Origin of the sequence: Nocardiopsis sediminis (assembly GCF_042650565.1) — a bacterium.
In the GTDB taxonomy this organism is placed as follows: Bacteria; Actinomycetota; Actinomycetes; order Streptosporangiales; family Streptosporangiaceae; genus Nocardiopsis_B; species Nocardiopsis_B sediminis.
Map to the genome: position 1 here is coordinate 315638 of NZ_JBHSBH010000007.1, position 24807 is coordinate 340444.

The following is a 24807-nucleotide window of genomic DNA, read 5'->3' on the forward strand; positions in this document are numbered from 1 at the left end:
GCGCGCCCAGCCGGGTCGCGGGGGTCAGGCCGGTCATCGCGGGCAGTTCGGCGGCGTGGACCGCGGGTTCGGCTTCGGGCGAACGGTACTGCACCGATCCGTCGGCGGCCACGACCGCGCTGACTCCGCTGGTGGCGGCGACCACGGCCGGGCGGCCGTGCTCGACCGCGCGCAGCTGCGTGATGGCCAGCTGCTGATCGGTCTGACCGGTGAAGTTGTAGTTGGCGTTGTTGGTCGGGACCACGATGATCTGGCCGCCTTCGGCCACCGACTCGCGAATCGGGGGGTCGAAGGCGATGTCGAAGCAGATGGCCGCGGCGACGGTGGTGCCGCCCAGCTCCAGCGCCCCGGGCTCGGTGCCGGGCACGCCGTCGCTGGGGATCTGGCCCAGCCGCTCGATGTAGGGGGTGAGGAGGTCGCGGTAGGGGATGTACTCCCCGAAGGGGATGAGCTGCCGTTTGGTGTAGTGGTCGCCGGGCCCGTCCTCGGGGTCCCACACGACGGAGCGGATCTCGCGCTCGGAGCCGTCGTCGCTGTAGCGGGTGATGCCGAACAGCAGGGGGGCGCCGATGTCGCGGGCGGCGTCGTCGATCATGGCGGCGGCCTGCGGGTCGGCGTAGGCGTCGATGTCGCTGGCGTTCTCGGGGAGGACCACGAGGTCGGGCTGCTCGATCTCGCCCGCCCGCACCTGGTCGGCCAGCTCGTGGACGCCGTCGACGTGGTTCTCCAGCACCTGCATGCGTTCGCCGAGGATGCTCATCTGCCCGATGCCGGGCACGTTGCCCTGCACCAGGGCGACGGTGGCGGTGTGGTCGACGGTGGGTGCGCCGATGGAGGGCACCGCGATGCCCGCGCCCAGGACGGCGGCGACGCCCGCGGCGGCGGCCCCCGCGGGCAGCAGGGCGGCGCGGGGCGCGCGGGCGATGCGCAGCACCGCCCACAGCAGCAGGCCTCCCGTGAGGGCCACCATGAAGGTCACCAGCGCCGAGGAGCCCCACGCCGCGTATCCGGAGAACGGGGTGTCGGGCTGGGCGAAGGCGAGCTTGCCCCAGGCGAAGCCGCCCCACGGGAAGCGTGCGCGCACGGCCTCCTGGAGCACCCACACCGCCGCGGTCCACACCGGCCAGCCCGGCAGCCGCATGGCGAGCGCGATCGCGATGCCCATGGGGATGAAGAAGGCGGTCTCGAGGGCGGCGATTGCCAGCCAGACGTCGGCGCCGAAGACGTCCTGCCAGCGCACCAGCGGGACCATGAGGGCGGCGCCGGCGAGCAGGCCGAGCCAGGCGGCGCGGCGGGGGCGGGTGCCCAGCAGCGCCCAGGCGAGCAGGGCGGCGCTGAGGGGGCCCAGCCACCACAGGTCGTAGGGGGGCAGGGCGAAGAGCTGGGCGGCGCCCGAGGCGGCCGCGGCGAGCGCGCGAAGCGCGATGTGGGGGCCGCCGGGGACCGGCGACGGTACCGGCGCGGACGGGCCAGTGGGTGCCGGGCCGGCGGGCACTGGGGCGGCGATGCCCTGCGCCCTCTGGGCGTCCACAGCTTTCACGCCTGGCTCGCTTTCGATCGATATGGGGGATATAGGGGGACGCGGAAAAGGCCCGAAACCACCCTTCGGACCGGATCCGTCTCGTCGGCGGCGAGCGCGGAGACCGTTGTCTACTGGATGTTCGGGCCTTCTCCGGGTCCAACCCCCCGCCCGGTCGCGGGCGCCGCTCCTTCCCCGACCTCCGGCCGCACCTGGTGCGTGGTGCGACGGCCGCTCGGGCAAGAACCGGACCGCTCAACCGGTCCGTCCAGTGCTGGACTGGTCAGTAGATTACCCAGACTCCCCGTCGAGTGCCGCAACCCCCGGGACTCGTGTCGGGACCCGTTGGCCACCACCTCGGCGCGCGCCCGCATACGCGGGCCCGGGCTCAGGGGAACCGGATATTCGCCGCCAGGCTAACGCACACGGTGGCCACATGCCAGTCAGGTCCGACCGCCCGGCCCCACACCACCTGCGGAAATCCGGTCTCGCATGGTGGATGAAACCAGATCGAAATCGTGCGAACCCTCGACAGAAAGAGCTCCATTGGTGTTCGATGAATCGAGCAGATCGATACAGTTCGATCACCACTCGGCAGAACCCGCTCGATCCGGCCCCCGGGCGAGCGCAGTGACACGGGAGCTGTTGCCCCATGGCGAAGATCGTCCTCGACGGCGTCGACAAGGTCTACTCGGGCGGTGTCAAGGCCGTCGACAACCTCAATCTGGAGATCAACGACGGCGAGTTCATGGTCCTCGTCGGCCCCTCCGGCTGCGGCAAGTCCACCGCTCTGCGGATGATCGCCGGCCTAGAGGAGATCACCGGCGGCGACCTCAAGATCGGTGAGGAGGTCGTCAACGACCGCCCCCCGAAGGACCGCGACATCGCCATGGTCTTCCAGAACTACGCGCTCTACCCGCACATGACCGTCGAGCAGAACCTCGCCTTCGGCCTCAAGCTGCGCAAGATCGCCAAGCCCGAGATCGAGAAGCGCGTCAACGACGCCGCCGCCATGCTCGGCCTGGAGCCCTACCTCAAGCGCAAGCCCGCCGCCCTGTCCGGCGGCCAGCGCCAGCGCGTCGCCATGGGCCGCGCCATCGTCCGCGAACCGCAGGCGTTCCTCATGGACGAGCCGCTGTCCAACCTCGACGCCAAGCTGCGCGTCCAGATGCGCGCCTCGCTCAACCAGCTCCACGAGCGCCTGGGCGTCACCACGGTCTACGTCACCCACGACCAGATCGAGGCCATGACCCTGGGCGACCGCGTCGCGGTGCTGCGCGACGGCCGGCTCCAGCAGGTCGACACCCCCAAGAACCTGTTCGACCACCCGGTCAACCTGTTCGTCGCCGGGTTCATCGGCTCGCCCGCCATGAACTTCATCAACGCCGAACTCCAGCAGGACGGCCAGGGCGCGGTGCTGAAGTTCGCCGACCACGCCCTGCCGGTCTCGGCCGAGGCCGTCGATGCCCGCCCCGGTCTGCGCGACCACCTGGGCAAGCAGATCATCCTGGGTATCCGCCCCTCCGACTTCGAGGACGCCGCCCTGTCCTCGCACAGCGCCGCGACCATGGAGGTCAAGGCCGACGTCACCGAGGAGCTGGGCACCGAGATCAACGTCATCTTCAGTGTCAACGCGCCCCCGGTGAAGCACGACGACGCCGCCGCGCTGGCCGCCGACGCCGCAGGCGACGGCGAGGACGCCGATGCCGCGCTCCCGCTGTCGGGCGACCGCTCGCTGTTCACCGCCCGGGTCAACCCGCGCAGCCAGGTCCGGCCCGGCGGCACCATCGAGCTCGCCGTCGACGTCACCCAGCTGCACTACTTCGACAAGGAGAGCGGCCTGGCCATCGGCCAGCAGCAGCCGGCGGCCGCCGCCTCCGCCTGACCCGGTACCCCGGCACGGCGAACGGGCCCGGCCCGCCCAACGGCGGACCGGGCCCGTTTCCGTCGTGTCACCGCACGGCCGGCGGGCGGCGCCTACTTCACCGCGCCCGCCATCACGCCCTGGACGAAGTACCGCTGGAACGCGAAGAACACCACCAGCGGCACCACCATCGACAGGAACGCGCCGGCCGAGATGACGTCGATGTTGGCGCCGAACTGCCGCATCTCGGATTGCAGCGCCTTGGTCATGGGCTGGTTGGCGGCGTCGGCGAACACCAGCGCCACCAGCAGGTCGTTCCACACCCACAGGAACTGGAAGATCGCCAGCGAGGCGATCGCGGGCCCGCCCAGCGGCAGGATCACGCGGCGGAAGATGGTGAACTCCTTGCCGCCGTCCATGCGCGCGGCCTCCAAGAGGTCGCGCGGGATGCCGGCGAAGAAGTTCCGCAGCAGGAAGATCGCGAACGGCAGCCCGTAGCCGACGTGGAAGAGCACCACCCCGGCGATCGAGCCGTAGATCCCGATCCCGCCGTACATCTGGGCCACGGGCACCAGCGCCACCTGGAGCGGCACCACCAGCAGCCCGACCACGACCAGGAACAGCCAGTCGCGCCCGGGGAACTCCAGCCACGCGAACGCGTAGGCCGCCAGCGCCGAGATGACCACGATCAGCACGGTCGCCGGCACGGTGATCAGCACCGTGTTGAAGAACGACGACACGAACCCGGCGTTGTCGAGCAGGCCGGCGTAGTTCTCCAGCGTGATCTGGGAGGGCCGGGCCAGCGCCTCCCACCACCCCGACGCCGCGTTGTCCTGCGGCGAGCGCAGGCTGGAGATGAACAGGCCCAGGGTGGGCACCAGCCAGAACAGCGCGATGAGGACCAGCACCACCTGGAGTACGCCCGACCCCAGCCGGTTGACGATCCGCGACGCCACCGACCGGTGCGGCGCCCCCTCGGCTGCATCGGCGACCGGCGCCGGGGCCTCGGCTTCACTAACGGTGGTCATTTGTTCTCCTGGCGGAACCGTCGGATCTGGAAGATCATCGCGGGAACGACCAGCACCAGCAGGAAGACCGCGAGGGCGCTGCCCAGGCCTTGGTCGTTGCCGCCGCCGAAGGAGACCCGCCACATCTCCACGGCCAGCACGTTGGCGTCGCGCTGGACCGATCCGGGGGCGATGATGAACACCAGGTCGAAGATCTTCAGGACGTAGATCATCAGGGTGATGAACACGACCATGAGCACCGGCGACAGCAGCGGGACGGTCACCCGGCGGAAGACCTGCCACTCCGTTGCGCCGTCGACCCGGGCGGCCTCCAGGGCGTCGCGCGGGATCGCCGACAGCCCGGCCGCGATGAGCACCATCGCGAACCCGGCCCACACCCACAGGTAGGCGCCGATGATGGCGGGGGTGATGAGGGTCGGGCCCAGCCACGTGACGCCGTTGTAGGGCTCGGTGAAGTTCGCCGGGGACAGCCGGAGCGTGTAGGAGCCCTCGGCCAGGCCGTCGAACGCGAACCGGCCGTCGGGGTCGGTGAGGGTCGTGCCGGCGACCTGGCCGCCGCTGATGGCCTGGACCTCCATGGCCGGCAGGCCCATCTCCGACGTGTCGATCACGCCCTCTTCGCCCCCGCCGCCGCGGGTGAAGTCCAGCCACACGGTCCCGGTGACGGCGCCGTCGGCGGGCTCGGCCGCAACGGCGCGCTCAGTGCCGCCGGGCAGATCGTCGGCCTGCACGCCCACCAGCGGGATGAGCGCGCTCTCGCCGGTGGCGACCTCTTCGCCCAGCTCGAACCCGCCGCCGTCGGCGGCGGTCACCGGGGACTCGGGCCGGGGCCGCGCATCGGGGAAGGCGGCCGACGGCGAGATCGTGTCCTGCACGGTCGTGATGACCGCGTTGGCCAGTCCGCGATCGGGGTCCTGCTCATAGACCAGGCGGAAGATCACGCCCGAGGCCAGGAACGAGATCGCCATCGGCATGAAGACGATCAGCTTGAACGCCGTGGCCCAGCGGATGCGCTCCGTGAGGACGGCGAACAGCAGCCCGGCCACCGTCACCACGATGGGCGCGACCACCACCCAGATGACGTTGTTGCGCAGCGCCACGAACGTCGAGGGGGTGGAGAACAGGTCGACGTAGTTCTGGAGGCCGACGAACTCCAGGCCGGCGGCGTCCCAGAGGCTGCGGTAGATGGAGAACAGGATCGGGTACAGCATGTACGCGCCCAGGAACAGCAGGGCGGGTAGCAGGAACACCAGCGCCAGCCACGAGGGCGGGCCGAGACGGCCCGACCCCGTGGCAGCGGCGGCGTCCCCGGGTCCGGCCGGATCGGGGGTGCCGCTGAGCGGCACCGCCTCCGGCTCACCGGTGGTCGCCATGGACATCCACTCTTCTAGGAATCCGCGTCCGATGCCGCGTTCTCCAGCTCCTCCGCTGCGGCTTCAGGGTCGGAGGAGTCGCGCAGGTAGTCCTGGAGGATCGACCACATGCCCCGGCCCTCGGTGGCACCGAACCCGCTGGGCACCTGGTCGGAGAGGTCGTAGCGCACGGAGTCGCCGGCGTCCAGGACGGTCTGGGCGAGCTGCTGGGTGAACTCGTCCTCGTAGGCGTCGGTGGTGACCGCGGAGTTGGCCGACAGGTAGCCGCCCAGTCCGGCCCAGGTGGTCTGGGCCTCGGAGGAGGCCAGGTAGGCGAGCAGCTCCTGCACGCCCTCGCCCTCGCTCATCCCGACGGCGATGTCGCCGCCGACCACCAGGGGCGGCTCGTCGCCCACCGCGGGGAAGGGGAAGGCCACGGCGTCGTCGCCGACGGTCGCGCCCGCCTCTTCGGCGCTGGCGGCGGCGAAGTCGCCCTCGAAGACCATGGCCGCGTTCTGCTGGCCGTAGACGTCGGTGACGCAGGTGGGGAAGTCGGTCTGCACCCCGCCGTCACTGCCGCCGTTGATCAGGGACTCCTCGCCCCAGACCTCGGCCAGGATCTCCAGCGTCTCGACGACGGAGTCGTCGGTCCAGGGGATCTCGTGCGCGGCCAGCTGGTCGTACTGCTCCGGGCCAGCGTGGGAGAGGTAGACGTTCTCGAACCAGTCGGTGAGGGTCCAGCCCGAGGCGCCGCACATGGCGAAGGGGGTGATGCCGGCGTCGGAGAGGGTGGTCGCCGTGGTGCCGGTCAGGTCGTCCCAGGTGGCGGGGGGCTCGACCCCGGCGTCGGAGAACGCGTCGGGGCGGTACCAGATGATCGACTTGTGGGCGGCCTTCAGCATGATGCCGTAGGCCTCGCCGTCGACCGACCCCAGGTCGCGCCAGTAGTCGGTGTAGTCCTCCTCCAGCACCGTCGCGGCGTCGCCCTCCAGGGGCACCAGCGCGCCCTGCTCGGCGTACTCGGCGACCAGGCCGGGCTGGGGCAGGATCGCGATGTCCGGCGGCTCGTTCGCCTCCAGCTTGGGGCCGAGGTAGGCGCCGGTGTCCTCGCCGGTGGACTCGTAGGAGACGGTGGCGCCGGTCTCCTGCTCGAACCCGGCCAGGACCTCTTCGAAGTTCTGCTGCTCGACACCGGTCCACTTGGCGGCGACCAGCAGTTCGACACCGCTCAGCTCGCCTCCGCCGCCGCCCGGCCCGGCACCGGGGCTGCACGCGGTGGCGAGCAGCGCTCCGGCGGCGGCGACGGCCATCGCGCCGCGCGCTCTTCGCGGGTTGTCAGGCATGGGTTCCCTCTTTCTGCTGCTGTGCGGGTGCGGGGTCCCCCCAGATCCCAGCTCCCGTGACGGGATCGAAGAAGTACAGCCGCCCGGTGTCGACCCGCACGCGGATCTGTGCGCCGATCGCGGTGCGGGACCGGGGGCTGAGGCGGGCGATGACGCCGCTGGAACGACGGCCCGAGTCGAGGTCGGTGTCGGTGCCTGCGTCGCGTGCCAGCTCCTTGGTGTCCTCGGTGACGACGGGGGCCGCGCCGAGGGTGAAGTGGACGAGCAGTTCCGAGCCGAGGGCCTCGACGAGTTCGGTGGTGGAGGTGAGGACGGCGCCGTCGGCCGCTGTGCCGAGGTCGGCGTCGTCCATGTCCTCGGGGCGGATGCCGACGGCGACGTCGCGCCCGAGGTAGTCGCGCAGGGGCGGGCGCTCCTCGAACAGGTCGGCGGGGACCGCCAGGTGCTGGTCGCCCAGGGTGAGCCGGGCGCCGGCGCCGTCGGCCTCCAGCCGCCCCTGGAGGAGGTTCATCGCGGGCGAGCCGATGAAACCCGCCACGAACAGGTTGACGGGGCGGTCGTAGAGCTCCTGCGGGGGCGCCACCTGCTGGAGCACGCCCTTCTTCATGACGGCGACCCGGTCGCCCAGGGTCATGGCCTCGACCTGGTCGTGGGTGACGTAGACGGTGGTGACGCCGAGGTCGCGCTGGATGCGGGAGATCTCGGCGCGCATCTGCACGCGGAGTTTGGCGTCGAGGTTGGACAGCGGCTCGTCCATCAGAAACGCCTGGGGGTTGCGGACGATGGCCCGCCCCATGGCGACGCGCTGGCGCTGGCCGCCGGAGAGGTTGCGCGGCTTGCGGTCGAGGTGCTCGGTCAGGCCGAGGGTCTTGGCGGCGTCCTCCACCCGGGTGCGGATCTCGGATTTGGCGACCTTGCGCAGCTGGAGGCCGAAGCCGATGTTGTCGCGCACCGACAGGTGCGGGTAGAGCGCGTAGCTCTGGAAGACCATGGCGACGTCGCGGTCGCGGGAGGGGGTGCGGTTCACCACCCGGTCGCCGATGGTCAGGGTGCCGCCGCTGATCTCCTCCAGCCCCGCGACCATGCGCAGGGCGGTCGTCTTGCCGCACCCCGAGGGGCCCACGAGGACGAGGAACTCGCCGTCGGCGATATCGAGGTCGAGTCCCTTCACCGCGCTCGTGCCATCGGGATAGGTCTTAGCGACCCCCGCCAACCGGACTCTCGCCACGATCCGCCTCCACCGGCTCCATTGCCGGGCACCCTGCCCGTTTCCACTCATAACATCTGTGGTGCACGCCACGTGGCATGCACCACTCTTCGCATGCACATTTCGTATCAGCGAATGTTGCGAGGCGACAGATACCGCGGGGTCCTGTTATGAACTCGTATCCGCTAAACGGCCTGCGACGTCGGCTTTTCCGCGGTTTGCCCGGGGTATGGTAGTGGAGCCCCAGCCGCTCTCAGGTCGCCTCTCAGGTCGCCTCTCAGGTCGCCTCCCGGTCCGCCGGAACGGCACCGCGGGCCAGGGCGCGGGCGATCACCACGCGCTGGATCTGGTTGGTGCCCTCGACGATCTGCAACACCTTCGCCTCGCGCATCAGCCGTTCGGCGGGGAAGTCGCGGGTGTAGCCGTTGCCGCCGAGGACCTGCACGGCGTCGGTGGTGACCTTCATGGCGGTGTCGGTGGCATAGAGCTTGGCCATGGCGGCCTGCGTGGCGAAGGGCCGCCCGGAGTCGCGCAGCCGCGCGGCGGAGAGATAGAGTTCGCGGGCCGCGGCCACGGCGGTGGCCATGTCGGCGAGCAGGAAGCCGATGCCCTGGAAGTCGCCGATCGGCGTGGCGAACTGCGTCCGTTCACGGGAGTAGGCAACGGCCACATCGAGCGCTGCCTGCGCAACGCCCACTGCGCACGCGGCGATCCCCAGGCGCCCGGAGTCGAGCGCGGCCAGCGCGATGGGAAAGCCCTGGTCCTCGGCCCCGATGCGCGCGCCGGCCCGCACGCCGGAGAAGCGCACGACCGCCGTGGGCGAGGCCGCCATCCCCATCTTCCGCTCGGGCGGATCGGCGCTGATCCCCTCGGCCGAGGCGGGCACGTGGAAGCAGCCGATCCCGCGGCCGCCGGAGCCGGGGCCGCCGGTGCGGGCGAAGACGGTGTAGAAGTCGGCGGCGCCGCCGTGGGTGATCCACGACTTGGCGCCGTCGATGAGGTGGCCGCTGCCATCGGGGCGGGCGGTGGTCGACAGGGCGGCGGCGTCGGAGCCCGAGTGGGCCTCGGAGAGGCAGTAGGCGCCCAGGAGCTCGCCGCCGAGCAGGGCGGGCAGGTATTCGGCTCGCTGGTCGTCGTCGCCGTAGTGCGCGAGCGGGAAGCAGGCGAGCGTGTGCACGCTCACCCCCAGCCCCACGGCCAGCCAGGCGCCGGCCAGCTCCTCGACGACCTGGAGGTAGACCTCGTAGGGCTGGCCACCGCCGCCGTGGTCGACGGGGTAGGGCAGGCCGAGCAGGCCAGAGCGCCCGAGCAGGGTGAACAGGTCGCGCGGGAAGCGGGCGGCCTCCTCGTCGGCGGCGGCGCGGGGCGCCAGCTCCTTGGCGGCGATGTCGCCGGCCAGGCCGAGCAGTTCGGCGGCTTCATCGGTGGGAAGAGTGCGCTCTACGGCCATGCCATCCCCTTCACGCCATGGACGCCGGATTTAGTAGGTCGTCCACATACATGGTGACGCACGGCACCCTACCGGACCCGCCGGACACACACCCCCACCGCCGTCCATGCCTGGGCGACACGCAGGAACCCGTGTACTCAGGTGAATCCGGCACCGCACCGGAAACACGGACCGCTCCGCCCCCACGACATCCCCGCTGCGCCTGTGGCCGCCCTGGGGACGGCCACAGGCGCGGCGGCACCGGCCGCCGGAGACGGGCGTCAGGCCACCGACGTGTAGGCGACCACGCCCCGGCGGATGAGGTCGACCGACTTGCGCGCCGTGGGGCGCACCCGGGAGTCCCCGGGTGCGGCGTCGGCGATCTGGCCGAGCATGTCGATCAGCTGCTTGGCGGTGCGCACGAAGTCGCCCGCGGGCAGCTCGGCCTCCAGCAGGATGCGGTCGAGCCGGTCGCCGCGCGCCCAGCGGTAGGCCAGCCACACGAACCCCAGATCGGGGCGGCGCAGGAAGGACACCTGGTGGTCGCGCTCCACCTCGCCCAGCTCACCCCACAGCCGCTCCATCTCCACCAGGGTGTCGCCGATCGGCCCCTCGGGCACGCGCGGGAAGGCGTCGTCGGAGCGCCGCGACTCGTACACCAGCGACGCCGCGCACGCCGCCAGCTCCACCGGCCCCAGCCCCTCCCACAGGCCGCGGCGCAGGCACTCGGCGACCAGCAGGTCCAGCTCGGAGTAGACCTTGGCGAGCCGTCGGCCCTCGTCGGTCACGGTGTCGCCGTCCAGGTACTCCAGGTCCTGGAGCACCCCGCAGACCCGGTCGAAGGTGCGCGCGATGACGTGGGAGCGCCCCTCGACCCGGCGGCGCAGCCCCTCGGTCTCCTTGGCCAGCCGGAAGTAGCGCTCGGCCCAGCGCGCGTGGTCCTCGCGGTCGGGGCAGCCGTGGCAGGGGTGGGCGCGCAGCTCGCGGCGGACACTGCGGATCTCGGGGTCCTCGCCGTCGCCGCCCCCGCCCCGGCGGTCCGAGCGCGGGGCCTCGCCGCCGGTCTCCTGCAACTTGTTGTGCAGCGACGACGCCAGGTCCCGCCGCGACTGCGCGGAACGCGCCGAGAAGTTCTTGGGGATGCGCAGCCGCCCAGCGGGCTCCACCGGCACCGGGAAGTCGGCGGCGTTGACCCGCTTGACCTGCCGCGAGGCGGTCAGCACCAGCGGCGCCGGGACGTCGCCGCGCACTCCCGGCTCCAGCACCACCGCGAACCCGGTGTGGCGCCCGGAGGGCACCCGGATGATGTCGCCGGGGCGCAGCCGCTCCAGGCTGCGCACGGCTTCGTCGCGGCGGCGCGCACTGCGCCCCTTGGACGCCTGGGCCTCCAGGTCGCTCAGCCGCCGCCGCAGCCCCGCGTACTCCATGAAGTCGCCCATGTGGCACTGGGCAGCCTCAGCGTAGCCCTCCAGGGCCTCCTCGTGCTTGCGCAGCTGGCGTACCAGCCCCACCACCGCACGGTCGGCCTGGAACTGGGCGAAGGACGACTCCAACATGTTCCGGCTGCGCTCGCGGCCCACCTGGCCCACGAGGTTGACCGCCATGTTGTAGGACGGCTGGAAGCTGGAGTTCAACGGGTAGGTCCGGGTGCTGGCCAGGCCCGCGACCGCCTGCGGGTCGGTGCCGGGCTGCCAGATCACCACCGCGTGGCCCTCGACGTCGATGCCGCGCCGCCCGGCCCGCCCCGTGAGCTGGGTGTACTCGCCCGGGGTAAGGGCGGCGTGGGTCTCGCCGTTCCACTTGTCGAGCTTCTCGATCACCACGCTGCGCGCGGGCATGTTGATGCCCAGCGCCAGGGTCTCGGTGGCGAAGACCGCGCGGATCAGCCCGCGCGAGAACAGGGTCTCGACGACCTCCTTGAACGCCGGCAGCAGCCCGGCGTGGTGGGCGGCCACGCCCCGCTCCAGGGCGCGCAGCCACTCGTGGTAGCCCAGGACGGCGAGGTCGGCCGGCGGGATGTCGGCGCACTGCCGCTCGGCGTAGGCGCGGATCTCGTCGGCCTCGGGGTCGGTGGTCAGCACCAGCCCCGCCTGCACGCACTGGCGCACGGCGTCGTCGCAGCCCGCCCGGCTGAAGATGAAGGTGATCGCGGGCAGCAGGCCCTCGCGGTCCAGCTCGTCGATGATCTGCACCCGGCTGGGCGGGGCGAACTTGGAGCGGGGGCGCGGGGCGCTGCGCGACCGGGTCTGGGGGTGGCGGCGCCGGTGCGCGAGCTGGGTGACGCGGTCGTCCTCCTGGGCCAGGCGGATCAGCCGCGGGTTGACCTGGAGCCGCTCGCCGCTGACGACCATCTCCACCGGCTTGGTGCCGTCGCGGCCCTCGCGGCGGTCGCGCTTGCGCGACCGCTTGCCGCCCCGCCCCTCGCCCTCCTCGGCGCCCTCGGCCGGCTCCTCCACGGCGACGAAGAGGTCGTGCAGCCGCTTGCCCGCCATCACGTGCTGCCACAGCGGCACCGGGCGGGTCTCGTCGACGATGACCGCGGTGTCGCCGCGGACCTGCTGCAACCAGTCGCCGAACTCCTCGGCGTTGCTGACGGTGGCCGAGAGCGCGACCATGCGCACCGACTCGGGAAGGTGGATGATCACCTCCTCCCACACCGCCCCGCGGAACCGGTCGGCGAGGTAGTGCACCTCGTCCATCACCACATAGGCCAGGCCCGCGAGGGTGTGCGAGGACGCGTACAGCATGTTCCGCAGCACCTCGGTGGTCATCACCACCACGGGCGCCTCGCCGTTGACGCTGTTGTCGCCGGTGAGCAGGCCGACCTTCTCGGCGCCGTAGCGGCGGACGAGGTCGGTGTACTTCTGGTTGGACAGCGCCTTGATGGGGGTGGTGTAAAAGCATTTGGCACCGCCGCGCAGGGCGAGGTGCACCGCGAACTCCCCCACCACGGTCTTGCCCGACCCCGTGGGGGCCGCCACCAGCACACCGTCACCCGACTCCAGCGCCTTGCAGGCGCGGATCTGGAAGGGGTCGAACTCGAAGCCGTAGAGGCCCTGGAACTCCTCGATCGTCGCGCTGGACTCGGCCTGGCGCCGGCGGAACTCGGCGTAGCGGGCGGCGTGCGTACTCATATCGAACAAGCCTAGGCCGTGATGGTGACCGGCGCGCACCCCGCGGCCGTGTCCAGGCGGGATTCACCTGCGGGCGCCGCCACCGGCGTGCGCCCGCCCCGCCGCTGCGGCGCTACTTGGCCCCGTGGCCGGGGTCGGGGTCCTCGGTGTCGGTGCCGGGCGCGGGGACCGCGGTCACCGGGACCTCGCCGCGCTGGATGGCCGCCTCCTCGGGGGTGAGGTACTCCTCGGGGATGTCGAACTCGCCGTCCTTGGCGCCGAGCACGAACGCCTCCCACTCCGCCGGGGTGAAGAAGAGGATGCCCTTCTCGGGGTTCTTGCCGTCGCGGACCGCGCGGAACCCGTCGTCGAACTTGGCGACCTCGACGATGGCGTCGGACTCCTCAGAGGACAGCGACGACCGCTTCCACACGGCGTCGGTGGTGTCGTGCCACTTCTCGTTGCCCTGCGCCTCCGGCGGCAGTTCGCGCTTGGGCTGGTCGGCGGACGGGTTCTGCACGGTCGGATGCTCCTTTGGCCATCGGTGGATACGGCGCTGCCGGGGGCGGCGGCGCCACCGCCACCCCGGGTCCGCGGACGACCTTAGCGCTTCGGAGGCAGGCCCGGGACGTCATCGTCGGCATCGGCGTCGTCGAGGGCCGACATCTCGTCGTCGTCGAGCCCGGCGTAGGGGTCTTCGCGGCCCTTGCGGCGGTCGTTGAGGTAGCAGATCAGCTCGGCGACCTCGTAGAGCAGGACCAGCGGGATGGCCAGGGCCAGCATCGAGATCGGCTCGGCCGGGGTGACCACCGCGGCGATGACGAAGATGACGAAGATGATCAGCCGCCGCCACTTGGCCAGCACCGCGTGCGAGAGCACGCCCATGAGATTCAGCAGCACCACGATCAGCGGCACCACGAACGCGACCCCGAACACCAGGATCATGGTGATCATGTAGTTCAGGTAGCTGGTGATGTCGATCATCTGGACCATGCCTTCGGTGCCGAACCCGAAGAGCACCTCCATCGCCAGGCCGGTGATGTAGTACGCCAGGCCCGCGCCGGAGAGGAACAGCGGGACCGCGGCGCCGATGAAGTAGTAGGTGTAGCGCTTCTCGCGCCCCCGCAGCGCCGGGGCGACGAACGCCCACAGCTGGTAGAGCCAGAAGGGGCTGGAGACGAGAATGCCGACGATCGCGGCGACCTTGAAGTTCAGGAAGAACGCGTCGAAGATGCCGGTGAAGATCAGCTCGCAGGAGCCGGTCTCCTGCACCTGCGGCACCTCGCAGTAGGGCCGCTGGAGGAAGTCCCACACCGGGTCGAAGACGAGGAAGCCGACCACGCATCCGGCCGCGATGAACAGCAGCGCAAAGACGACCCGGTTGCGCAGTTCGCGCAGATGGTCCATCAGCGGCATGCGGCCTTCGGGGTCCTTGGCCTCCCGCTGCCGTCGCACCTGCATCGTCCGCCTACACTCCTCGCACCCGACCCGCACCGATTCGCGGCGCCCGCCCGACGGCGGCGCCGACGTCCTGCCCGGGGCCGCACCGGGCCCCGCCGTCCCCGTTCCCAGGGACCGTGTTCAGCCGTTCAGCCGTTCAAAGCCGTCCGTGACCGGTCAGGCGGTCGGCCCGCGCCGGACGGTCTCGCCGTTCTCGTTGACGATCCGCTGGCCGGCGGGCAGCTCCGGGTAGCCGGGCTGCTGCTGGGCGTTGTACTGCGCCTGCGGGTCGTACGGCGGCTGCGGCGCCGCCTGGGGCGCGGGGGCCTGCTGCTGGGCCTGCGCCTGCTGCTGGTTGTTCTGCGCCTCCTGCTCCTCGTCGGAGAGGCCCTTGGTCTCGGCCTTCAGGATCCGGGCGCTGCGACCGATCGACCGGGCCAGGTCCGGCAGTTTCTTCGCCCCGAACAGCACGAGGGCGATGAGCAACAGGATAAGAAGCTCACGCGGTCCGAAACCCATCTTGTGCTACCTCTCTCGACGGCGCTCTGCGCCCTTGATGGTACTCCCCCGCCCGCAGGCGGTTCAGCGGGCGTCGGCGCGCCCGCGGGCCTGCGTCGCACGCAGCCTCAGGTAAGCCGGCTCGACCTCGCGCCGGGTCCGCGCGATCTGCTCCCGCAGGCGGTGGAGTTCCGTCGACATCCGGACCGCGAGCAGGATCAGAACGGCGAGTCCGACGAGGGTGACGGTGCCGAGTACGGCGATCGCGACCACATTCCCACCTTACTGCGTCGTTGTGGGACCGGAGATGGACCGAGGGTGAACGAGCAGGTCCCACGGGGTGCCCGGACGAACCGGACATCCGACCGCCATACTATGCGCCGCCCTCGTAGGCCGCCAGCGCCCGCCGGGCGTCCTCGCGCACCCGCTCGGCGATCTCCAAAGGGGCCACCACGCGGGCCCGCGGGCCCAGGCGCAGGGCCAGCCTGCGCACCCACGCCGGCGCCGGGGTGCGCAGGGTCGCGCGCAGCCGGCCGTCGGGCAGGTCGCGCACCGAGGAGCACACGTACTCCTCGGTCACCCACCGCTCGGAGGCGTCGAGCTCCAGGGTCACCCGGGCATCGTCGGCCGAGCGCTGGAGCACCCCGCCCTTGAGGTCGCGCCGCCGGGCCTGGACGGGCACCTCGGCGGCCTCGGGCAGCACGGTCAGGTCCAGGACGCGGTCGAGCCGGAACAGCCGCACGGCGCCGCGCAGCCGGCACCACCCCTCCAGGAAGGGCTGGCCGTCCTGCACGACCAGGCCCATGGGGTCGACGTCGCGCTCGGTGACCTCGTCGACGTAGCCGGACAGGTAGCGCAGGTGCACGAGCTGGCCCGAGCGCAGCGCCGCGTCGCAGCGGCGCTGCACCTCGCGCACCTCCTCGCTGAGGTCGATGCGCACCTCGACCGCGTCGGCCAGCCGGTCGACGGCCCGGCCCGCCGCCGAGCGCAGCTTCTCCCCCACCCGCTTGAGCGCGTCGCTGTCGGCCACCCCCGGCAGCCCGCCCAGCAGGTCCACGCCCACGATGAGGCTGGCGGCCTCATCGGCGGTGAGCCGCAGCGGCAGCGCCAGGGTGTCGGCGTTGCCGATGATGATCTCCCCGGTGGCCTCAGCGGCCTCCAGGTCGACGTCGATGAGGTCGCCCGGGGTGTAGCCCGGCAGCCCGCACATCCACAGCAGGCCCAGGTCCTTGAGCACCTGGCGCTCCGAGAGCCCGAAGTGCGCCGCCACCTCGGGCACCCGCACGTCGTGGCTGAGCGCGTAGGGGACGAGCATCAGCAGCCGGCGCAGCTGCTCCGACGACGCCGACGCCCGCCGCCCCTCGGCCACCGGCTCGGCGCCCTCGGCCTCCTGCGCCGCCGCCTCATCGGCGTCGGGCACCTGCCCGGCGACCGACGACAGGTGCGCGACGAGGGCCCCGCGGGCCTCCTCCGGCGCCTCGATGAGCACCCGGTCGCCGAACCGGGCGACGGCCCCCACCAGGTCGGCGACGTCGCTGTAGGGCAGGTCGACCACGTCCCAGCGGCCCCGGCCCGGCTCGAAGGAGCCGGTGGCGATCCGCAGCGCGCCCCGGCGCAGCTCGTGGGCGGAGTCGGCGCGCACCCGCAGCCGCGCCACCCGCTCGGGCTCGGCGGGCTGGGCGCGCACCACCGAGCGCACGTCCACACCCTCGGGCACCTCGAACGCCGGCCCGGCGGAGACCACCCGGACGGCGCCGACGATACGGCCCAGCCGGAACACCCGCCGGGCGCCGCGATCGCGGTCGTAGCCGGCCGCATACCAGCGGCCCTGCACGTTGACCACGCCCCAGGGCTCCAGCCGCCGCCGGCCCACCCCGGCGCCGGGCTTGCGGTAGTCGAACTCGACCGGGCGGCGGTCGCGCACCGCCTGCCACATGGGCAGGAACGCCGGCTCGTCGGTCCCCAGCACGGGGGTGATGCCGGGGGCGGCGTCGGAGTCGACCGGCACCCCGGCGGCGCGCAGCTTCATGACCGCGTTGGCCGCGGCCTCGCCCAGGGCCGCGTGCCGCCAGGCGCGGGCGGCCAGGCCCAGCACCGCGGCCTCGTCGGCCTTGAGCTCGATCTCGGGCAATTCGTAGTCGGCGCGGGAGATCCGGTAGCCCTCTTCGTCGTTCCAGAGGTCGCCGCCGCCGGTCTCGATGGGGATGCCGCTGTCGCGCAGTTCGCGCTTGTCGCGCTCGAACATGCGCTTGAACGCGGCATCACTGTCGGCCTCGTCGTAGCCGGCGACGGTCGCGCGGATCTCGCGCGCCGTGAGGAATCGGCGCGTCGCCAGAAGGCAGATCACCAGGTTGAGCTGCCGTTCGGTCTTCTTCTGCGACATGGGCCGCTTCCCTCCGCCTCTCCGCGCGCCGTCACCGCGCCTGCTTCAGGCATGACGGTACCGTGCCTCACGTGATCAGATGGCGGTCAGCACATGTGCGCGGGGTCGTCCGCGAGTGGCGGGGAGCGGCCGAGCTCGACGTGGTGGTGGCCGACCCTCCCGGCGCCCCCGGGCGCACCTGCCGGGCCCTGGCCTACACCGGCCTGGTCGGGATGCCCGCTCCGGGCGACCGGGTGCTGCTCAACACCACCGCCCTGGACATGGGGCTGGGCACCGGCGGCTACGCCATGGTGGTGGCGCTGCCCGACCGCCCGCCCGGCGACGCCGACGGCCCCGGACATCTGGTGAAGGCCCGCTACACCCCGTTGCAGGCCACCGTCCTGGGCGCCGACGAGCAGGACTCACCGCACCACGGCGTGCTGCGCGACGCCGACGACATCGGGGCCATGCCGGTGGTCGTCGCCGATCTGCACTCGGCGCTGCCCGCGGTGCTCGCCGGGATCGCCTCGGCGCGGCCCGGCACGCGCGCCGCCTACGTGATGCTCGACGGGGCGGCGCTGCCCGCGGCGTTCTCGCGCGCGGTCCCCGCGCTCACCGACGCCGGGCTCCTGGCCGCCACCATCACCACCGGCCAGGCCTTCGGCGGCGACCTGGAGGCGGTGACCGTGCACACCGGGCTGCTGGCGGCGCGGCTGGTGACCGGCGCCGACATCGCGGTGGTCACGCAGGGGCCCGGGAACCTGGGCACGGGGACGGCGTGGGGGTTCTCCGGGGTCGCGGCGGGCGAGGCGGTCAACGCCGCGGCCGTGCTGGGCGGGCGCCCGGTGGCCTGTCTACGGGTCAGCGAGGCCGACCGGCGCGAGCGCCACCGGGGCGTCTCCCACCACAGCCTGACCGCCTACGGGAAGGTGGCGCTGGCCCCGGCCGACGTGGTCGTGCCCGTGCTGCCCGGGGCGTTCGGCGAGCGCGTGCGCAAGCAGGCGGCCGCGCTGGGCGCCCGCCACCGGCTGGTCGAGGTGGACACCGACGGCCTGGAAGCGGCGCTGGCGGACCTGCCGCTGCGGCTGTCGACGATGGGCCGGCCCTTCGCCGACGACCGCGCCTACTTCCTGGCCGCGGCGGCGGCAGGGCGGCACGCCGCCGCCCTGCTGTGACCGCGGAGCCGGCCGGGGGCTACCCCGCCTCGGGCGACGGGGAGGCACCCTCCTCGGGGGCCGGCGGGGCGTCGACGGCGCCCAGGATGTCCACGACGAAGACGAGCGTGCCCTCGGGCGAACCGGACTCCGCCGCCGCGTCGCCGTAGGCGAGGTCCTCGGGGATGACCAGCATGACCCGGCTGCCGACCTTCTGTCCGACCAGGCCCTCGTCCCAGCCCTCGATGACCTGGCCGGCGCCGATGGGGAAGGTGGCGGGGGCGCCGCCACGGTCCCAGGTGGAGTCGAACACCTCGCCGTCGTTCCAGGTGACGCCGGTGTACTGGACGACGAGCTGCTGCTCGGCCTCGACCTCGGGGCCGTCGCCCTCGATGAGCTGGACGCTCTCGAGGTCGCTGGGCGGGTCGGTGTCCTCGGGGATGGAGATCGCGGGGCGGTCGTGCCCGGCATCGGGGGCCGTGGGCAGGCCGTCCTCGCCGCCGTCGGTGGTCTGCTCGCCGTCGACGATGTCGCCGCGGCCGAAGCGCTCGCGGATGTCCAGGACCGACACCGAGTCGCCGGGCGCGGGCGAGGGCTGGCCCATGGAGGCGGCCTCGGCCGGGTCCTGGGCGGGGAAGACGAACACGACCCGGCTGCCCAGGGGCTGGTCGGCGAGGCTGGCGGTGAGGTCCTCGTTCATCTGCGCGAGCTCGAGCAGGACGGGGGTGCCGGTCTCGTAGGTGGAGTTGGTCTTCTCGGCTTCGCCCTCGCCGGTCCACTGGTAGTCGACGATGTCGGCGACGATCATGTCGTCGGAGCGCACGAGGGCGCCCTCGCCGTCGCCGCCGCGGTGGACGACCCCCGAGAGCTGCTCGCCGGGCGGGGCGATGTCGGGGAACTCGACGTTGGGCTCCTCGCCCACCTCACCGGTGACAGTGGGCAGGCGCTCGTCGAGCTCCGGCTCGTCGGAGCGCATGAAGGCGGGGGTTCGCCAGTCCTCCGGGATCGCCCCGCAGCTGGTCACCGCCAGCAGAACGGCGGAGAACGGCACCGCGAGGGCGGCGGCACGACGTCGCATAGGTCACAACCTCAATATCCGGCTCAGGTCCCCGACACACTATCGAAAGGACCATCCTGCCGCTTCCGGGTGAGAACGACGTAAGAGTGCCGCGCCCTCGCGGGCGGTCACATGCCGGCGATGAGCTTCTCCACGCGCTCGTCGACCGCCTTGAAGGGGTCCTTGCACAGGACGGTGCGCTGGGCCTGGTCGTTGAGCTTGAGGTGGACCCAGTCGACGGTGAAGTCGCGGCGCTTCTCCTGGGCCTTGCGGATGAACTCGCCGCGCAGCCGGGCCCGGGTGGTCTGGGGTGGCACGGACTTGGCCTCGAAGATCTGGAGGTCGCCGACCAGCCGCTCCATCCGGCCCTTGCGCTGGAGCAGGTAGAACAGGCCGCGGTCGCGGTGGATGTCGTGGTAGGTGAGGTCGAGCTGGGCGATACGGGGCGACGACAGCGACAGCCCGTGCTTGGCGCGGTAGCGCTCCAGCAGCTTGTACTTGGCGACCCAGTCGATCTCGCCCGCCACCAGGTCGAGGTTCTGGGTCTCGACCGCCTCCAGGGTGCGCGCCCACAGCTCCAGGACGCGCTTGCCGGTGGCGTCGGTGCCGTTGCGGTCGACGTAGGACTGGACCTTCTCCAGGTACTCGCGCTGGATCTCCAGCGCGCTGGCCTCGCGCCCGTTGGCCAGCCGCACCTTGCGCCGGCCGGTCATGTCGTGGCTGACCTCGCGGATGGCGCGGATGGGGTTCTCGAGGGTGTAGTCGCGCATGACGACGCCGGTCTCGATCATCCGCAGCACGAGGTCGGTGGAGGCCAGCTTGAGCAGGGTGGTGACCTCGCTCATGTTGGAGTCGCCCACGATGACGTGCAGCCGCCGGAAGCGCTCGGCGTCGGCGTGGGGCTCGTCGCGGGTGTTGATGATGGGCCGCGAGCGCGTGGTGGCCGAGGAGACGCCCTCCCAGATGTGCTCGGCGCGCTGGCTGACGCAGAACAGGGCGCCGCGGGGGGTCTGGAGGACCTTGCCGGCGCCGCAGATGATCTGCCGCGTGACCAGGAAGGGGATCAGGATGTCGGCGAGGCGGCCGAATTCGCCGTGCCGACCCACCAGATAGTTCTCGTGGCAGCCGTAGGAGTTGCCTGCGGAGTCGGTGTTGTTCTTGAACAGGTAGATCTCGCCGGCGATGCCCTCTTCGTGCAGCCGCTGCTCGGCGTCGACCTGGAGGCCCTCCAGGATGCGCTCACCGGCCTTGTCGTGGGCGACGAGGTCGAGCAGGCTGTCGCATTCGGGGGTGGCGTACTCGGGGTGGCTGCCCACGTCGAGGTAGAGGCGGGCGCCGTTGCGCAGGAAGACGTTGCTGCTGCGCCCCCACGACACCACGCGCCGGAACAGGTAGCGGGCCACCTCATCCGGCGACAGCCTGCGCTGCCCCCGGAATGTGCAGGTGACGCCGTACTCGTTCTCCAGGCCGAAGATCCGTCGTTCCATGTGGCCTCACCCGTTCTGCGTCCATGGGTCGCGGCCGTCGGCCCACGCCGCGGCACCGCAACGACTCCACCCTATTCTTCGGCTCCGCGAGCGCATGGGAAACGCGGCGGGGCCGCCGGAACCGGCGGGGTGCGCCCCGCCTCGCCCGGCGGCCCGGGGACCGGTGTACGGCCGGGCCGCTTCAGGAATCGGCGTCGGAGTCACCGCCGTCCGTGGAGCCGTTCGCCTGCTCGACGAGACGGTTGAGCCGGTCGCCCTGGATGCGGCGGAACTTGCGGTGCTCGCCGCGGGCGCGTTCGAGGACCGCGACCTCCATGCTCGCGGCCTCCAGGTCGCGCTGCTCGCCGTTCTCGTGGGCGAGCGCGTGCATGGCGGTCGCCAGGGCGCGGTCCAGCGGGGCGTCGGCGTCGAACCGCTCTTGGAGGGCCGTCGCCACGCGGTCGGCGGAGCCGCCCATGGCGAGGAAGCCGTGCTTGTCGACGACCGAGCCGTCGAAGGTGATGCGGTAGATCTCGTCGGTCGCGGCGGTGTCGCCGACCTCGGCGACGACGACCTCGACCTCCCAGGGCTTGTTGCTCTCGCTGAACACGGTGCCCAGCGTCTGGGCGTAGAGGTTGGCGAGCATCCGGCCGTTGACGTCGCTGCGGTCGTAGGCGTAGCCGCGCACGTCGGCGAAGCGCACGCCCATGGTCCGCAGGTTGTCGAACTCGTTGTAGCGGCCGACCGCGGCGAAGGCGATGCGGTCGTAAAGTTCGCTGATCTTGTGCAGCGTGCGGGACATGTTGTCGGCGACGAACAGGATGCCGCCTTCGTACTGGAGGACGACGGCGCTGCGGCCGCGCGCGATCCCCTTGCGCGCGTAGTCCGCCTTGTCCTTCATGCTCTGTTCGGGGGACACGTAGAACGGCATCGACACCGCGGATCGTTCCTTACTGAAGTCGTCGGGCGTGGGCGTCAGTGCAGCGGTGCGGTCGGGCCGTCGGGCCGGTCGGCGCGGCCCTCGACCACGGTCCGGGCCAGCCGTTCGACGTCCTCGGCCGGCAGTCGGCGGTGGCCGTCCTCGGTGATCACATCGATGAGCGGGAAGATCTTGCGGTGCAGGTCGGGTCCGCCGGTGGCGGAGTCGTCCTCGGCGGCGTCGTAGAGGGCCTGGACGGCGACGAGCGCGGCGTCCTCCTGGGACAGGTCCTCGGTGAAGAGCTTCTTGAGCGATCCGCGGGCGTAGACCGATCCGGAGCCGATGGAGTGGAAGCGGTGCTCCTCGTAGCGCCCGCCCACGGGGTCGTAGCTGAAGATCCGGCCCAGTTCGCGTGTCTGGTCGAAGCCGACGAGCAGCGGCACCACCACGAACCCCTGGAGGGCCATGGCGAGGTTGCCGCGGATCATGGTGGCGAGCTTGTTGGCCTTGCCCTCGAGGGACAGCGGGCGCCCCTCCATCTTCTCGTAGTGCTCCAGCTCGACCTGGAACAGCTTGGCGAGCTCGATGCCGATGCCGGCGGCTCCGGCGATGGCCACGGCGGAGAACTCGTCGGTCCGGAACAGCTTGTCCATGTCGCGGTTGGCGATGACGTTGCCGGAGGTGGCGCGGCGGTCGCCCGCCAGGACGACCCCTCCGGGGTAGGTCAGCGCGACGATGGTCGTGGCCTCGGGAGTGAGGTGCGAGGAGGCGACGCCCTGCGGAATCTCCGTCCGCCCCGGCAGCAGCTCAGGGCTGACCTCGCCCAGGAACTCGCTGAAAGAGGAGGTTGCGGCATTCATGAACGCGGCGGGCAGCCGTCCACCGCCGTCGAACGCTTGGGACACGCGACTCCCTTCGGGTGGCGCCCCGCCCATCGAAGGGGGCGGGCGGGGCGCGAAAGGTTGTTCTCTTACCAGGTACCGATGACCCTACTGATCAAAGAAGACGAAGGTGTACTCACCTGGCCGGGCTCCGCTGTGAGCGAATCCCGGGAGCCCGCGCCGGGAGCGGGCCGCGCAGCGGCGCGGGGCCCCGCGGCCGGCGCCGCGCGCCGGGCCCGCCCGGCGGGCGCCTCCCCTGGGCCGGCCCCTACTCGCCGCCCTTCTGCACGAACTGGCGCACGAAGTCCTCGCTGTTGCTCTCGAGCACCTCGTCGATCTCGTCCAGGATGTCGTCGACGTCCTCGTCCAGCTTCTCGTTGCGTTCCCGCACATCGGCGCTGGCTTCGACCTCGTCGGCCTCGTCGTCGCGGCGGTTGGCCTGCTGCTGGCCTCCGGTGTCCTTCGTCGCCATGGAAGCAACCTCCTCGATCGGAGCTCTCGCCCTTATCTTGGCCCAAGCAGAGCCGCCTCAACCTTGATCGCGGCGCCTGTTGTGTGCACGTTACCCCGCAAAGGCCCCGTACACCCGTGCGAACACGGAAGACCCGGCGGCGATTCCCCCGCTGCCGCGAGGGCCGCCCGCGCGCCCGCTCCGGCGGCGCCCGGCCCCGCCGGGGCGATCACTCTGCGTAGAGAGAGCGCTCTCGTCGCCAATGTTGTGATCTGCGTCACTAGTAAAGTTTGTTTCCAGTGGTGACGGCGTCCCTGACCCGCAGCGCACCCCAACCCGCAGTGAGCGGCCCTTGACGCTCCGCCGGAGGGCCAGCCAGATTGGCCGTCCCCGGTGCGTGCAGACCACGGCGCACCCCCACCGAAAGGAGTCGCACGGCGTGATCAGCAGACGCAGCTTCATGGGCGGGCTCGGCGCCACCGCGATCGCCGGAGGTGCGGGAGCGGCCATCGCCCTCCCCCGCACCTCCACCACCGCCACCGCCGCCCCCGTATCCGGCGCGGCCGCCGCCCTGCCGGTGACCATCGTCAACAACAGCGGATCCTTCAACAACGGCGACGTCCGCGTCTACATCGTCGGCACCGACCTCGGCACCGGCCAGCAGGTGCACGTGAACGCCGACGGGGCCATGGTCCCCGTCCAGGCATCGGACAACACCGACGACGGCTACACCGACTACGCCCTGCCCCTGTCCGACTCGGGCGACACCAGCCTCACACTGCCCTCACCGATGTCGGGGCGCATCTACTTCGCCCTCGGCGACAAGCTGCGGTTCAAGGTCGTTGAGGCCGGCGACGGCAGCCCCGCCCTCGCCTACCCCGCCGGGTGGGTGGAGTCCGACCCCAACTTCGGTGTCCTGCACGACACGGTGGAGTTCACCCACCAGGACGACGGCATGTACTGCAACACCACCACGGTGGACCAGTTCAGCGTGCCGATCGCCATCCGGCTCACCGGCGAGCAGGACCAGAGCACCGGCGCCCTCGTCGAGGGCGGACGCGACGCCATCTTCGAGGCGGTCGCCGCCCTCCCCGACTACTCCCCGCTCGTGGTCGGCGACGGCACCCGGATCATCGCCCCCGGGCACGGCCTGGACCAGGGGCTGTTCTCCGACTCCTACTTCGCCGGCTACATCGACGAGGTCTGGGCGCGCTACGCCTCCACCGACCTGAGCGTCACCACCAACGAGGGCACCTTCATCGGCCGGGTCGACGGGTCGGACCAGCTCGTCTTCGACGGCGGGTTCTCCCCCATCGCCAAGCCCACCACCCGCGACGTGCTGTTCTGCGACGGCGCACTGGCCGCCCCCAACGACGGCGCCCTGGGCCCGGTGGCGGCGATCCTGGGGGCGGCGCTCAACCGCGCCACCCTGCTGGACTCCGCCGACCAGCCCACCGACGACCCCGCCGGGTTCTACACCGGCGACATCGCCAACCACTACGCCCGCGTGATGCACGAGTTCGCCGAGGACGGGCGCGCCTACGGGTTCGCGTTCGACGACGTCGGCGGGTTCGCGTCCTACATCCAGGACCACGCGCCCCAGTCGTTCACCATCACGCTGGACCCGTTCTAGCCGACGGGTCGGGCGCAGACCACCGCCCGCGCGGAAGGGGCCGCGGGGCCTTCCGCGCGGGCGGTACGCCGTTACGGCCGGCTCACCGGCG

General features: G+C 71.8%; 20 protein-coding genes. 3 read left to right on the forward strand and 17 right to left on the reverse strand.

Annotated features, from left to right (window positions below; translation table 11 throughout):
- A partial coding sequence (gene lnt, locus ACFOVU_RS10465) for an apolipoprotein N-acyltransferase (protein ID WP_378532816.1) occupies positions 1–1531 on the reverse strand: 1531 nt, incomplete at its 3' end.
- A 640-nt stretch (positions 1532–2171) separates the two neighbouring features.
- On the opposite strand from lnt, the gene ACFOVU_RS10470 reads away from it, so the two are divergent.
- Positions 2172–3404 carry an ABC transporter ATP-binding protein gene (locus tag ACFOVU_RS10470; RefSeq protein WP_378532297.1) on the forward strand — a complete coding sequence of 411 codons (1233 nt, stop codon included), beginning with the start codon at positions 2172–2174 and terminating at the stop codon, positions 3402–3404.
- A gap of 92 nt (positions 3405–3496) precedes the next feature.
- Here ACFOVU_RS10470 and ACFOVU_RS10475 read toward each other — a convergent pair whose 3' ends face one another.
- The 11 genes from ACFOVU_RS10475 to ACFOVU_RS10525 form a co-directional block, all read right to left on the reverse strand.
- Positions 3497–4411 carry a carbohydrate ABC transporter permease gene (locus tag ACFOVU_RS10475; RefSeq protein ID WP_378532299.1) on the reverse strand — a complete coding sequence of 305 codons (915 nt, stop codon included), beginning with the start codon at positions 4409–4411 and terminating at the stop codon, positions 3497–3499.
- Entirely contained in the window at positions 4408–5784 is a 1377-nt protein-coding gene (locus ACFOVU_RS10480) for an ABC transporter permease (protein ID WP_378532301.1), read from the reverse strand. The genes ACFOVU_RS10475 and ACFOVU_RS10480 overlap by 4 nt, the downstream gene beginning before the upstream one ends.
- Before the next feature lie 14 nt (positions 5785–5798).
- Complete coding sequence (locus ACFOVU_RS10485) at positions 5799–7073, reverse strand: ABC transporter substrate-binding protein (protein ID WP_378532817.1); 1275 nt, start codon at positions 7071–7073, stop codon at positions 5799–5801.
- Between the two features lie 25 nt (positions 7074–7098).
- A complete protein-coding gene (locus tag ACFOVU_RS10490) occupies positions 7099–8334 on the reverse strand; it encodes an ABC transporter ATP-binding protein (RefSeq protein WP_378532303.1) in 1236 nt (411 codons plus the stop codon).
- A gap of 256 nt (positions 8335–8590) precedes the next feature.
- The gene (locus ACFOVU_RS10495) at positions 8591–9763 is read right to left on the reverse strand and encodes an acyl-CoA dehydrogenase family protein (RefSeq protein WP_378532305.1); all 1173 of its coding nucleotides are present in this window, start codon (positions 9761–9763) and stop codon (positions 8591–8593) included.
- 260 nt (positions 9764–10023) lie between these two features.
- Positions 10024–12876, reverse strand: coding sequence for a DEAD/DEAH box helicase (locus tag ACFOVU_RS10500; protein WP_378532307.1), 2853 nt, complete (start codon positions 12874–12876; stop codon positions 10024–10026).
- A 112-nt stretch (positions 12877–12988) separates the two neighbouring features.
- Positions 12989–13375: a DUF397 domain-containing protein gene (locus tag ACFOVU_RS10505; protein ID WP_378532308.1), complete on the reverse strand. Its 387-nt coding sequence runs from the start codon at positions 13373–13375 to the stop codon at positions 12989–12991.
- Between the two features lie 83 nt (positions 13376–13458).
- Positions 13459–14271, reverse strand: a complete 813-nt coding sequence (tatC, locus tag ACFOVU_RS10510; RefSeq protein WP_378532818.1) for a twin-arginine translocase subunit TatC — start codon at positions 14269–14271, stop codon at positions 13459–13461.
- Between the two features lie 201 nt (positions 14272–14472).
- The gene (gene tatA, locus ACFOVU_RS10515) at positions 14473–14814 is read right to left on the reverse strand and encodes a Sec-independent protein translocase subunit TatA (protein WP_378532310.1); all 342 of its coding nucleotides are present in this window, start codon (positions 14812–14814) and stop codon (positions 14473–14475) included.
- Between the two features lie 63 nt (positions 14815–14877).
- Entirely contained in the window at positions 14878–15066 is a 189-nt protein-coding gene (locus ACFOVU_RS10520; protein WP_378532311.1) for a hypothetical protein, read from the reverse strand.
- A gap of 100 nt (positions 15067–15166) precedes the next feature.
- Positions 15167–17176, reverse strand: coding sequence for a helix-turn-helix transcriptional regulator (locus ACFOVU_RS10525; protein ID WP_378532313.1), 2010 nt, complete (start codon positions 17174–17176; stop codon positions 15167–15169).
- A 71-nt stretch (positions 17177–17247) separates the two neighbouring features.
- On the opposite strand from ACFOVU_RS10525, the gene ACFOVU_RS10530 reads away from it, so the two are divergent.
- On the forward strand, positions 17248–18330 hold the full coding sequence (locus ACFOVU_RS10530) for a DUF3866 family protein (RefSeq protein WP_378532314.1): 1083 nt from the start codon (positions 17248–17250) through the stop codon (positions 18328–18330).
- 19 nt (positions 18331–18349) lie between these two features.
- Here the strand turns inward: ACFOVU_RS10530 and ACFOVU_RS10535 are convergent, their stop codons facing one another.
- From ACFOVU_RS10535 to ACFOVU_RS10555, 5 genes are all read right to left on the reverse strand, one after another.
- On the reverse strand, positions 18350–19387 hold the full coding sequence (locus ACFOVU_RS10535) for an FKBP-type peptidyl-prolyl cis-trans isomerase (protein ID WP_378532316.1): 1038 nt from the start codon (positions 19385–19387) through the stop codon (positions 18350–18352).
- A gap of 107 nt (positions 19388–19494) precedes the next feature.
- The gene (gene pafA / locus ACFOVU_RS10540) at positions 19495–20853 is read right to left on the reverse strand and encodes a Pup--protein ligase (protein ID WP_378532318.1); all 1359 of its coding nucleotides are present in this window, start codon (positions 20851–20853) and stop codon (positions 19495–19497) included.
- Positions 20854–21034: 181 nt separating this feature from the next.
- Positions 21035–21763, reverse strand: coding sequence for a proteasome subunit alpha (gene prcA, locus ACFOVU_RS10545; RefSeq protein ID WP_378532819.1), 729 nt, complete (start codon positions 21761–21763; stop codon positions 21035–21037).
- A 44-nt stretch (positions 21764–21807) separates the two neighbouring features.
- A complete protein-coding gene (gene prcB, locus ACFOVU_RS10550) occupies positions 21808–22656 on the reverse strand; it encodes a proteasome subunit beta (RefSeq protein ID WP_378532321.1) in 849 nt (282 codons plus the stop codon).
- A gap of 244 nt (positions 22657–22900) precedes the next feature.
- Positions 22901–23104, reverse strand: a complete 204-nt coding sequence (locus ACFOVU_RS10555; RefSeq protein ID WP_378532323.1) for a ubiquitin-like protein Pup — start codon at positions 23102–23104, stop codon at positions 22901–22903.
- 418 nt (positions 23105–23522) lie between these two features.
- Between ACFOVU_RS10555 and ACFOVU_RS10560 the strand changes: the two genes are divergently transcribed.
- Positions 23523–24716 (forward strand): glycoside hydrolase family 64 protein, encoded by a 1194-nt coding sequence (locus ACFOVU_RS10560; protein WP_378532324.1) that lies wholly within the window; start codon positions 23523–23525, stop codon positions 24714–24716.
- The last annotated feature ends 91 nt before the right edge of the window (positions 24717–24807 follow it).

Excerpts from the sequence above, each read along its gene's own strand:
- ACFOVU_RS10470 (WP_378532297.1), top strand. The coding sequence starts at position 2,172 with ATGGCGAAGATCGTCCTCGACGGCGTCGACAAGGTCTACTCGGGCGGT.
- ACFOVU_RS10475 (WP_378532299.1), bottom strand. The coding sequence starts at position 4,411 with ATGACCACCGTTAGTGAAGCCGAGGCCCCGGCGCCGGTCGCCGATGCA.
- ACFOVU_RS10480 (WP_378532301.1), bottom strand. The coding sequence starts at position 5,784 with ATGGCGACCACCGGTGAGCCGGAGGCGGTGCCGCTCAGCGGCACCCCC.
- ACFOVU_RS10485 (WP_378532817.1), bottom strand. The coding sequence starts at position 7,073 with ATGGCCGTCGCCGCCGCCGGAGCGCTGCTCGCCACCGCGTGCAGCCCC.
- ACFOVU_RS10495 (WP_378532305.1), bottom strand. The coding sequence starts at position 9,763 with ATGGCCGTAGAGCGCACTCTTCCCACCGATGAAGCCGCCGAACTGCTC.
- ACFOVU_RS10500 (WP_378532307.1), bottom strand. The coding sequence starts at position 12,876 with ATGAGTACGCACGCCGCCCGCTACGCCGAGTTCCGCCGGCGCCAGGCC.
- tatC (WP_378532818.1), bottom strand. The coding sequence starts at position 14,271 with ATGCCGCTGATGGACCATCTGCGCGAACTGCGCAACCGGGTCGTCTTT.
- tatA (WP_378532310.1), bottom strand. The coding sequence starts at position 14,814 with ATGGGTTTCGGACCGCGTGAGCTTCTTATCCTGTTGCTCATCGCCCTC.
- ACFOVU_RS10525 (WP_378532313.1), bottom strand. The coding sequence starts at position 17,176 with ATGTCGCAGAAGAAGACCGAACGGCAGCTCAACCTGGTGATCTGCCTT.
- ACFOVU_RS10535 (WP_378532316.1), bottom strand. The coding sequence starts at position 19,387 with ATGCGACGTCGTGCCGCCGCCCTCGCGGTGCCGTTCTCCGCCGTTCTG.
- pafA (WP_378532318.1), bottom strand. The coding sequence starts at position 20,853 with ATGGAACGACGGATCTTCGGCCTGGAGAACGAGTACGGCGTCACCTGC.
- prcA (WP_378532819.1), bottom strand. The coding sequence starts at position 21,763 with ATGCCGTTCTACGTGTCCCCCGAACAGAGCATGAAGGACAAGGCGGAC.
- ACFOVU_RS10555 (WP_378532323.1), bottom strand. The coding sequence starts at position 23,104 with ATGGCGACGAAGGACACCGGAGGCCAGCAGCAGGCCAACCGCCGCGAC.